The 10,951-nt window shown below is 39.6% G+C and carries 9 protein-coding genes and 1 tRNA gene; 4 read left to right on the top strand and 6 right to left on the bottom strand.

Annotation, left to right across the window (positions count from 1 at the left end):
* The coding region (locus H6763_03955; GenBank protein MCB9803955.1) for a hypothetical protein at window positions 1-508 on the top strand (508 nt) is incomplete at its 5' end.
* Between the two features lie 104 nt (window positions 509-612).
* Here the strand turns inward: H6763_03955 and H6763_03950 are convergent.
* Window positions 613-1,038, bottom strand: a complete 426-nt coding sequence (locus H6763_03950; protein MCB9803954.1) for a VOC family protein — start codon at window positions 1,036-1,038, stop codon at window positions 613-615.
* Between the two features lie 84 nt (window positions 1,039-1,122).
* Here H6763_03950 and H6763_03945 point away from each other — a divergent pair, with 84 nt between their 5' ends.
* Window positions 1,123-1,680, top strand: a complete 558-nt coding sequence (locus H6763_03945; protein ID MCB9803953.1) for a hypothetical protein — start codon at window positions 1,123-1,125, stop codon at window positions 1,678-1,680.
* A gap of 68 nt (window positions 1,681-1,748) precedes the next feature.
* Here the strand turns inward: H6763_03945 and trpS are convergent, their stop codons facing one another.
* Window positions 1,749-2,723 carry a tryptophan--tRNA ligase gene (trpS, locus tag H6763_03940; protein ID MCB9803952.1) on the bottom strand — a complete coding sequence of 325 codons (975 nt, stop codon included), beginning with the start codon at window positions 2,721-2,723 and terminating at the stop codon, window positions 1,749-1,751.
* Between the two features lie 766 nt (window positions 2,724-3,489).
* Here trpS and H6763_03935 point away from each other — a divergent pair.
* The gene (locus H6763_03935) at window positions 3,490-5,295 is read left to right on the top strand and encodes a PEGA domain-containing protein (GenBank protein ID MCB9803951.1); all 1,806 of its coding nucleotides are present in this window, start codon (window positions 3,490-3,492) and stop codon (window positions 5,293-5,295) included.
* Window positions 5,296-5,539: 244 nt separating this feature from the next.
* Here H6763_03935 and H6763_03930 read toward each other — a convergent pair.
* Both H6763_03930 and H6763_03925 read right to left on the bottom strand, forming a co-directional pair.
* Window positions 5,540-5,615: transfer RNA gene (locus H6763_03930), tRNA-Arg, on the bottom strand.
* A gap of 533 nt (window positions 5,616-6,148) precedes the next feature.
* On the bottom strand, window positions 6,149-7,132 hold the full coding sequence (locus H6763_03925; protein ID MCB9803950.1) for a L,D-transpeptidase: 984 nt from the start codon (window positions 7,130-7,132) through the stop codon (window positions 6,149-6,151).
* 721 nt (window positions 7,133-7,853) lie between these two features.
* Here H6763_03925 and H6763_03920 point away from each other — a divergent pair.
* A complete protein-coding gene (locus H6763_03920) occupies window positions 7,854-8,549 on the top strand; it encodes a response regulator transcription factor (GenBank protein MCB9803949.1) in 696 nt (231 codons plus the stop codon).
* Here H6763_03920 and H6763_03915 read toward each other — a convergent pair.
* A complete protein-coding gene (locus H6763_03915) occupies window positions 8,526-9,545 on the bottom strand; it encodes a hypothetical protein (protein MCB9803948.1) in 1,020 nt (339 codons plus the stop codon). The two genes, H6763_03920 and H6763_03915, sit on opposite strands and share 24 nt — an antisense overlap.
* Window positions 9,535-10,875, bottom strand: coding sequence for a HAMP domain-containing histidine kinase (locus H6763_03910; GenBank protein MCB9803947.1), 1,341 nt, complete (start codon window positions 10,873-10,875; stop codon window positions 9,535-9,537). The genes H6763_03915 and H6763_03910 overlap by 11 nt, the downstream gene beginning before the upstream one ends.
* Between the last annotated feature and the right edge of the window lie 76 nt (window positions 10,876-10,951).

The raw sequence follows: 10,951 nt of genomic DNA, 5'->3' as shown, positions 1-10,951 counted from the left end.
AAATGTCCTTCATTACGGTATTCTGGAGGATTGCTATGTGAATGTATTAAGAGGAGACAAACTAGAGGATGTAGTAAAGATGGATCATCACATTATGAAAGCAAAGAAATTTGCTGATCAGCTTGTCGAATCCTCACCCACACTACAATTTGAAGATGTCTGGTGCAAACAACTTAGGAATTCTCCTGATGCACAAGACGTGAATGGAGATCTTATCGGTTGGGGTTCATTCAATGGTCAGGAGGATGCCTCTTTATACTGGCAAATAGGTTCTGTAGAGCTAATTCCAGGTGATGTGATAATTCTTGTCAGCAACGGTATGTTGCCTCTTTTCGAGCATGGGAATGAGTTCAACCCTCGCATCGAAGAGATAATGTTAAAAGAAGATTATCAGTATGGTGTATCACTACAAAAGGAGCTTTCCAAGCTGATCACCGATATGATAGCTGAGGGATATCAAAATCTCCACCGAGAAAAAACTCTTTTGAGAACTATTTGGCGAGGATGATACAACAGTTTGCCTACTTTGTACCTCTAAAATATATCTATCAACCAGCCTAAAGGCAAAACCAGATGTCACTCTCCTTATAGGCTGGCAACGCCTAGTTCCGTTTAAACGATCTTTTCTCGAAACACCACGATAACACCATCAGGATCTCGCAAAACGATCTCTCTCGTACCCCAGTAAAACTCTCGTATGTCTGCAGCTATCTGATAATCTTTAACCTGAGCCACTTTCTTGACATCTTCTACTGACTCTACATCTATCATAAGTGATATTTTTGAGCTTTCTACTGTTTCGCAAAATACTCCAGGCTTAACTGCTATATGCCCGTTTGCAATTTCCAGTAAGGCTCCCTCTACTTCATAAACAATGCCATCGTACTTCTCTGGGGCTGTGGTTATATCTTTGAATCCAGCTCGGTGCTTATCTGAGCCGTATGCAAAGATCGGACTGAACCCAAATGCCTCATAAAACTCCTTGGATCTTTCTAGGTCTTTACATTTAATATGAACCCCTAACTTGTTTGGCCTCATTTTGGTATACTCAATTATCTTATACACATACTTAAGTGAGTATAAGCATATATTACTAATCTGATAATCTTTATACATACGCATATGAGTATCAAGATCTTCTATACTGCCTCCTTCTATGGCAAGGCACAGTACCAGAAAGAGTACGATATGGTTCGCGAGTCTATCCTCAAGACAGGCGTCGATATGATCTCACCAGAGCTAGGAGGCTATACACAAGTGTTGAGCAAACGAGAGCGAGATAGACTACGGGATAAGAATTCCATACATTATGCCTCTATTAAAAGGGGGATAATGATGTGCGATGCTACTGTGATCGAGGTCAGTCGAGAGGATTTCCAATTAGGACATGAGGCTACACTGGCAATACAGGCAAAAAAGCATGTGCTTTGTCTCTCCGTAAATGAGGACTACAGCAAAAGGATAAAAAACCCCTACTTTCACGGGGCTAGATACAATAGATATAATATTGATGACGTGATCGGTAGATTCATATCTAAGGTAGATAGAGAGGGCTTCTCAGAACGCTTCAACTTCTTCCTATCTCCATCCCAACTCACCTACATTTCTAAACAAGCACGACTAGAGGGTAGAACTACAGCAGATTACCTCAGAGGTTTGATCGAGAACGATATGGGATGATCTATACTATCGGGTGATATACTATTTCTATAAGCACAGACTTTTAAGAATTATTACTAAAAGTTAACTCAAAATCCCATTGCACCTCTCACACGGTCTAATACCGCTTCTGCCACGGGATTTACTTTATCTTCACCCTTTTTTAGGATATCCAGGATGTGATCATCACCAAGTGCATCAATTTCGCTCTTTTTCTCTCGAATTGGCTCTAAAAATGCCTCAACTGCTCTAAAGAGCTTTTCTTTAACCTCAACATCCCCTACTGTACCCTTAGTATATCTCTCCTTCAGATCATTCACCTCTTCTACATTCGGATTGAAATAATCATGATAAATAAACACCGGATTATCATCGACAGTACCCGGATCAGTGGCCTTTATCCTATTTGGATCTGTATACATGCTCATCACCTTCTTCCTAACCTCTTCTGTCGAATCAGAGAAGAATATGCCACCTGTTGATTTGCCTGATTTCCCCTTCCCATCAAGCCCTATAACAACCTCACCAATCAACCCAGCAGGCACCTTTATCGTCTTCCCAAACTTCCTATTAAAGATCTTTGCAAGATCGCTAGCCATCTCAACATGCGCCTCCTGATCCTTTGCTACTGGCACGAGATCCGAATCAACTACGAGGATATCTGCTGCCATAAGCACTGGATAACCCATCAAGCCGTAGGTAAGTTTCTTGCCTTGTGCTAATTTCTCCTTTAGGGCGGGCTGTCGTTCTAATTCTGCCATCTGCGTCATCATCGAGAGTATGACATGTAATTCAAATGTCGCAGGAACCTTACTCTGTCGATAGAAAGTGACCTTCTCTGGGTCTATTCCTATGCTTATCTGGGTCTTGACCAGTTCAATGGCATTCTTGGCTAGCTTTTTGGAATCATCCAGATCTGTGGTCAATGAATGATAATCTGCAGAAAATATGAATGTGTCATATTCGTCCTGTAGCTCGAGTCGGTTTTTGAGCGTACCTATATAAGCCCCTATCACATACGATGAGCCTGTGGCACGATCACCCGTCAATACACGCTTTTTCATAACAATATTATTAATAAATAAAACAAAAATCCCCGCGAACAAATCCCCGTCAGCAATATATCTTCTGACAGAAATTCATCCCCGGGGACGTACATGAATTGAACTATAAAACCATCATGACGTGGTGCCACCCCTTATTCACCTCAGTATCACTACCGAGACCTTAATAACTGACTTTGAACTGCTGTACATGCGATAGCCTCTAAAGCAGTACAGGTACAACATCAGCACAAGCATATTACGTTGCTCTGACGGCTTTCCTACTCACGATCTGCCTTCCTGTCACTCGGTCCAGTGATCAGGGACAGCGTTTTCAGTTCGCTACTCCCGGGCCCATTCTCCCGATCAATGTATTTACAAATTTATTATAGCATTTCGCGTTCTTTTCTGAAAATGTGGCGTGTTATCAGAACATCATTTAGGTGAACTCTTGATGGTTTATTAGACTCTCTCCGGTCAGCGCGATCCATATAGCTACTCCATGTCCACATAGTCCGTATATGTCCACATAGCTCCTCCGTGTCCACACAGCCCGTCCATGTCCACGTAGCCCATATATGTCCATATAGCTCCTCCATGTCCACATAGCCCGATCAACTCATCTAAGTTCGTCGGTAAGTGATCTAAAAGGCAATCTCTTACTATTGAGCATTGGTTCATTTTATTTAAGAAATTTATAATGTAATCTCATATATCTTATATCCCATATTATCCGACAGGATAAGAGATCCATTCCACAAAAACCGTTTTTATGGTATTTTCTGTTATGGATAAGAAGCATAAGAAACTCTTGAGTATAGCCTCTACCATTCTGGCGACCCTCTTTATCATAGCTGGTACTATAGTGGTAGTATTATATGCCAGAGGATATAGGTTTGATCAGGATATGGGAGTTATTGATCGCACAGGAGTGTTAAATATTGAGAGCGATCCATATAGAACAACGATCCAAATCGATGGAAAAGAGGTTGGTAAAACACCCAAATCTATCAATTCGCTAAAAGAAGGCACATATTCAATATCTATCACGAAAGATGGTTATACACCATGGTCAAAGAATGTAAAAGTGATAGCAGAAAAATCTACACCTATCTATCCTCATCTTTTTCTATTAGAACCACAGCTTGAAGATGTCTTTAAACTCGATAATCAGATAGTTGACCTTCTTCATCCTGATCGTACTGACTATATATTCATCGTGACTCGTAAAGATATCCCAGGAGCACCAGAGATCATCCAATCTAATCCCGAGGGTGAAACAACCGCCGTACCATCATCCGACCCGCAACCCCAACCGACCGCTACCCCAGAAGGATTACAAACCTATCGTATCTGGAGATACGAGACGAATCCAAGTTTTTGGGGTACTTCACAAAATCCGAAATTGATCTACGAGAAAGATCTAACAGGGGTAGAGCAATTCGATCTCTTACCAAGTCCAAATGGAGAATACGCTGTATTAACCGTAAGTTCTGCTCCAATATCAGAAGTGGTCGGAGGAGAAACTGCTGCTCCAGAACCAACTGTTCCTGAAACAGAGGTACTTCTGATCGACACTAGTGTCCAAAATGATCTGGCTCGAACTCTAGATCTGAATGGATTCTTACCTCAATATGAAATGAGTTGGTCTGCTGACAACCAATTTTTATTGCTCGAATCTGATACAGAGATCGTTAGCGTTGAGATCGCGAACAATAGGAAATATTTATTAAAGAAACTTGCTGATGAATTAGTTTGGAGTACTACTCCCGATGGTAACTTCTACTATATTGATTCTGAGGTTGATGAGGATGGTAATAAATATATGAAGATCATGGAAACAGCTTTAACAGGATCTTCACCTTCTGTTCTTGTGGACCGGATCTACTACCAAGATTCGAATGAATTTTTACCGGATGAGGAGACCTTGCTGAATTACACTGAGCCTAGAGTTTTCTCAAATTCGCCTGCAACATCACAGTTTGCAGGTGAAATTACCCAGTTCTGGGTTGAGGATAATGTTGAAAAGATAATCATAAATACGGAATTTGCGATGTATATGTACGATATGACGACAAATATGTATACGTTGGTAAACAGTACTCCAGGTGTTTATTACGGTATCTCTCCTGATTCAGAAAAGTTCCTATTTACACATGATGAACATATCCATGTATACATTTTCGACAAGGAAGAGGCTGACCACACAACTATTCTGGGAAATCACTTGGTTCTAAGCGATATAACAATGTCTGATAGTATAAAGAATTCCCCGGATACTATCACTCCAAACGATAATGAGGGAGATGAAAGCTCGAACAATGGAACTGATGTAAGTGATGCCGACAGTACAATAGAAACAGTAGCTCCAAAGGTTAGAAATTCCATGTTGCAATGGCAAAATTCTTCACGACAGATATTTTTTACAACAGAGGATCGCTTGTATTCTATAGAGATTGATGGAGAGAACATGTTCGATCTACTGGATGCTGACATGAACTTCTTTGTCAAAGATACCTCAGGAGATCATATTTTCTTGCTAGACCTGGATTCGACGCCAAACAAGATATTTCGCGCAACTCTATCCCGCTAACTTATAGTTGGAGGTAGACACCTTAGGCGTTAGGCGTTAGGCGTTAGGCGTTAGGCGTTAGACTTTAGACGATGGGGGTTAGACGATAGGCGTTAGGCGTTAGATGGTTGGAGGTAGGCGATACGCGGTAGATAGTGGTAGATGGTTAGTAGCTTATATATATTGGGTGGGGTAAGAACTCAAATTCCTCTTCGTACTATCTGACAATCACAGTCACTTGTAAGGATTATGGGAGATAACATAGTGGCGCACCCGGCCGGGATCGAACCAGCAACCTACGCGTTAGGAGTGCGTTGCTCTTCCAATTGAGCTACGGGTGCATAAAAACTTCTCTATGAAACAGATCAGTTATATCATCTTATTTATAAATCTATGAATTCTAACACAACGCCGGTATAGCAACAATATTTATCTGATTCTGAATTGAATTTGCAGGTCGACCCTATAGGCATCAGCCTTATAGGTCTTTACACAGCACCGAATTCTTACTAGGGAACTCTTCTATGAATTGATTATATATTGGATGAGGGTGCTTCGATTCTGTGTTTTCATTGGTCGGAGGTTTAGTTTTTCGTAGTGTTAGTTTGTTGCGGTTTTCTTTGCTCGTAGTGCTGATTTGTCGCAAGTTTCTTTAGTCGTAGTGCTGGTTTGTCGCAGGTTTCTTTAGTCGTAGTGTTGGTTTGTCGCAGGTTTCTTTAGTCGTAGTGTTCAGTAGACGCAGGGCTTAGTTTGTCGAGTTTGTTGCAGTGTTGGTTTGTAGTAGATTTCGTTTGTTGCAGGTTTAGTTTGTTGCAGGTTTCGCTGATCGTAGGGTTAGAAATTTATCAAGTAGGTTAAAATTGGTAGAACTGTTCTATTCATGGATCAAGAAATACATCCCAACCTCTGCCCAATCATATAATTCCTTCATCTCCCCCCTATCCAATCGTACACATCCGCCACTTTTCTTATTACCTATACTATCACTACTTTCTTCTATGTAATTTCCTTCATCATCATACCAGTAAACTAATTCGTGTAAGCCAAACCATGCCTGTTGCTTTCCATCGTAGTAGAACGCCATCCAATACGGCATCCACTTCTCTGCGATTGGCGACCATGCATTCTTTGATTTGTTCTTCAGATCAAAAACTCCAAAAACTGCGTATTCATCATAGAATCCTGAGGCGTACCAAGATCTATACAATTCACCATCCTCCCATGCATAGATCACTTGGGCCGAATGATCTAATTCAAGATATTTCTTGTTGGTGAATTTCCCATTTGTTCCCGGATGATACTTTGATTTAACTGATATGAAATCAAGATTACCTGTATTTGCTGCTAACCTCCCCAATAGATTTACATATATTTCATTTGCTACTGAGGTTATGTCGGGTCCGTAGTCATTCGCATAATACTTATAGCTTGCGAATTCCTCCTGTTTTATCCCCTCGACATTTGCTTGTTCTAATAATGCATCATGCCCAAGTTCATTAAATAACGGTGTAATAATATCCTTCACACCCTCAACGCCTACAGATCGTAGATAATTCAAGGCCTCTAGGGGAGTATCCTTATTCCCTATCATGATATTTATCAAACCATCATCTATTGAGATGATCTCTCCTTCATAACGAAGGTTAATCGTTGATGTAACGCCCGGATCCAAAGCGATATCTTTTGAGTTAAAAGAAACTGTTTGTTCAGTTGTTAAACCGAGGAATTCGGGTGTTTCATACCCATTGACAGATGAAATATATCCCTCCCCCAAGCTTTTTGTTGCTGTATTGGAAAATCTTGAAGAGGAGGTGAATTCGCTGAACATCATTGAGACCATCAACGAATATATTGCCACCCCAATTATTGAATAAAAGAATACCTTATGCACTTTGAGCAGTCTTAATATTAAAGTAATATTAACGAATCCTAACTGTAGCCTTGTTTGTTACAGTCGCCTTGTTTGTTACAGTCACCTTGTTTGTTACAGTCGCCTTGTTTGTTACAGTCACCTTATTTGTTAAAGTCGCCTTGTTGGTTACAGTCACCTTGTTTGTTACAGTCGCCTTGTTTGTTACAATCACCTTGTTTGTTACAGTCGCCTTGTTTGTTACAATCGCCTTCTTCGCGATTGGCTACTCTGGATGTCTCAGACCCTACCTACTGAACTACCTACTGAACTACCTACTGAACTATCTACTGAATTACCTACTGAATACTGATCTTCGATCACGAGTCTACTTATGTTATCTAATTCAATGAAAGATCAAAGTTGAGCAATTGAGCAGTTGAGCAATTACAAGATGATGGATATCCAAGATCCTGAACTTCCGTCCAAATACGCAGATCTCTTGATCTCAACGATTTCTCATACAGTATAACCGAGCAAACCCAACTTCGATATATTAGATGCAAATATTTCTCATCTTATAGAATATATCGTGTCACAACTTCTCCTTATAGGTCGCATAAATATCGTCAGTAAGCCCTTTATCTTAACAACTTTTGAAATTGCAAGCTCTTTACCAGAACTTGCTGATATATTAATCTAATTGTAATAAGGTTGTTCTGATCTGTGAATGAGCCAGATACTACTTGTTGAAGATGATGCTGTTCTGTCAGATGTCTTGACACAATACCTACACAAATATGAATACGAAGTCGATCGTGCATCGGATGGTGAAATTGCTTGGAAGAAGATGGTCGATATATCATATGATCTGATCCTGCTTGATATAGGATTACCTAAGATCGATGGGTTTCAGATCCTTAAGAATTTCAGGGTTGAGAATAATACAACTCCTATAATAATTATCACAAGTTATGCAGCAGATACATATGAACTTGAGAGCTACAAACACGGTTCTAACCTGTTCCACAGAAAGCCGATAAATCCAAGACTACTCCTACATCAGATACGCTCTACATTAGAGTATAGGTCAACTGAACGTTACTGCGTCGGAGGGTATACACTGGTTCCAGAAGAAAGAATGATCTACCACGAAAACAGAAGGAAGTCGGCTCATCTCACAAAAAGCGAACTTAAGGTCATCGAGATCCTGTTTAGTAAGGGTCTTGTACCTGTAAACAAATCCTATTTATCCGATCAGTTAAATAAAGATGAAATATTAAAGGATCCGACTAACATTGAATCTACAATCTCTCGTTTACGAAAAAAGTTGAGAGATGTATTTAGATCTTCTGATCTCATACAGACAGTCCATTCAAAAGGCTACAGGTTAAACCCAAAACTATTCAGCAATCAAAGTTCCTAAATTCAACTTGTGGGCGAAAACACTCTCCTTCTCTATTAGCCAGAAGTAGAGGTCCTGAACAGCGAGGTCATTGAACCTCAAATGTGCCGTCATCCCAGCAATAGTCCGGATCTCACCGATCAATTCCGGTAATCTCATCAGCAAACTTCGTTTAGTTCGCTCCTTCTTTTCAATTCCGCACCAAACTCCCGAACCGCTACTCTCATCCTCTTCCCAATCCGTTAGATCATCTGATAGTTGTTGTAGAATTAGCCAAATAGTGGAAGCAGTCGAAATTCCGGCAAGATCAATCTTCACTGGTTTTTCATAACCACAGTTATCATGGTAGCTGTTGTCAAAATGTCGGTTGTCAGAATGTCGGTTGTCAGAATGGCTATTCTCCTGATAGCGGTTCTCATGCTCACTGCTCTCGTGACCGCACTTCTCATGATCACTTTGGGAATCTGAGCTATGAAAAGTTCTTTCTTTTCTTCTCAACATATAGCACAGCCTCATAGTCTGTGAAACATACTCTCCATACGCCCTGTATCGCTTATACAGCATATCAAGATAAAGGTTACGGGTATTTATGTCATCATCGAAAAATGTCTCTGCCAAATGTGTCCTGATGCTGGGATCTTCTATCTCTTTCGGGATAATCGTTTTTCCGTCTTCAGGTGAGATCTCTCCATCCTTCACTTTATCCATGATTGTTAGAAAAAGATAATTCCTCACCAAATTATGCATTCGTTCAAGGAACTTTGACGATGTTATATCAATACCATAATGTTCAGCTAATATATAATTTAGTAAATATAGTCTATCGTGATCCTTTGATGTCAGAAATGAATTATGTAGTAACCGATATTTTTCCGGTAAAGAACTCACGATCTTCTCCGGCAGAACAACTGTAACCTGTGATACAAGTTCTGTCCTATCCCCGCTGTAAACAAATTCTTTGCTATCTCTGAGATGGTCTATGAGGTATGAGTTATATGTTTTTTTCTTAGATATCATATTTATGATCCTCGATTTGAAAAATTAATCGAACAAGAGTGTACTTATCTTTTTTACTTTCTACTTGTGCCTTGCCATTAAATTCGTCTATCATAGCTTTTTTCACAAAATTTAAACCTAATCCGAAATGCTTCCCACTATGCTTATTACTATAATCCTTGAAAAACAGTGTCTTAATCTCGTCAGGCTCTAAACCACGGCCATTATCCTTCACACTTATCAGTAACGAACCATCCTCAACCGACCCACCTACTTCTATAAGACGCTTGCTATTCACATTAGACCTTAGCTCTTCTAGACTATTGACTAATAGATTCAAAATTATCCGAAGAAATATAGATCGCTGACCATACAACTTCACAGTAGAGATCCTATCCAAGTCTAATGAGATATCGATCATAGAACGATCCAATTGATTCTTTATCAGATCTACAGCAGACCTGATAGTTTCAACTACGTCAAAATCAGACCTACTTGGATTACCGATCATCAGCTCCTCTGTTTCGTCGATAATACTATTCAATTGCTCAAATGAACGCTCAAGATCTATCATATGGGACTTGTTATTCTCCTCTATCATGTTTATCGTTAAGGAAATACTTGATAGCGGAGTCCTAATATCATGAATTAATGCCTTGGTTATATATCCGATCTCGGCTTCCCTCTCATATATCTCAATCCTTTTTTCAAAGTCCTCATGCAACTGCTGGGTGCGTTCATATACCCTTTTCTCAAGGTCTTTATTCAACATTTCCAACTCTACTGCATACGAGATCGCCTTATCATATGAATACTCTATTTCTGAAAACCCAAGCTTTGCGATCCGAAAATTGATCCAAAGAAAAATGCAGAGCATTAGGGTGTTAAGTAATAGAGAAAATGGATATCCAAAATAATATTGTGATATTGCGATTATGACGACAGAAATTACTATTATCTTAGTAATTTGCTCTGCAGTCTTCCAACTACCTACAATGCAAGTCCCATAAATTACTATAACGAAAGTTACATAGGCAATTGCCACATCTGAGCCTAAAAGAATCAGTAGAGAAAGCGAAAAAGATACTGTTAAAAAACTAATGATTGTCCAAATTTGAGAATACCATGTTCGTACTTTCGTTCGAGCAAGAACAGCTAAAACCAGAAAACCTGTTGTAAAAACTAATCGGAAAACATGATCACGAGGAGGAACATCAACTTGCATACCTCTAACTATCAGTATTACTGCAGCAATTAAACTACAGATAATTAAAACATCTAAAACATACTTAACAGCTAAAAAGGCTCTTCTTTGTGTTATATATTCCTTACTAAGCCCACCTGGTAGCATCCACCAAGATCTTCTTAATTACAATAGCTAATTCAGAATCTTCAAGAGATTCTACGTACTTCACCCATTTAAGATA

This window comes from Candidatus Nomurabacteria bacterium (assembly GCA_020632395.1).
Taxonomy (GTDB): Bacteria; Patescibacteriota; Dojkabacteria; order SC72; family JAHDCA01; genus JACKFQ01.
This window is presented reverse-complemented; position numbering and strand designations above follow the sequence as displayed.

Coding starts and splice junctions, on each gene's coding strand:
- H6763_03950 (MCB9803954.1), bottom strand. CDS start 1,038: ATGAGGCCAAACAAGTTAGGGGTTCATATTAAATGTAAAGACCTAGAA.
- H6763_03935 (MCB9803951.1), top strand. CDS start 3,490: ATGGATAAGAAGCATAAGAAACTCTTGAGTATAGCCTCTACCATTCTG.
- H6763_03945 (MCB9803953.1), top strand. CDS start 1,123: ATGAGTATCAAGATCTTCTATACTGCCTCCTTCTATGGCAAGGCACAG.
- H6763_03910 (MCB9803947.1), bottom strand. CDS start 10,875: ATGCTACCAGGTGGGCTTAGTAAGGAATATATAACACAAAGAAGAGCC.
- H6763_03915 (MCB9803948.1), bottom strand. CDS start 9,545: ATGATATCTAAGAAAAAAACATATAACTCATACCTCATAGACCATCTC.
- H6763_03920 (MCB9803949.1), top strand. CDS start 7,854: ATGAGCCAGATACTACTTGTTGAAGATGATGCTGTTCTGTCAGATGTC.
- trpS (MCB9803952.1), bottom strand. CDS start 2,723: ATGAAAAAGCGTGTATTGACGGGTGATCGTGCCACAGGCTCATCGTAT.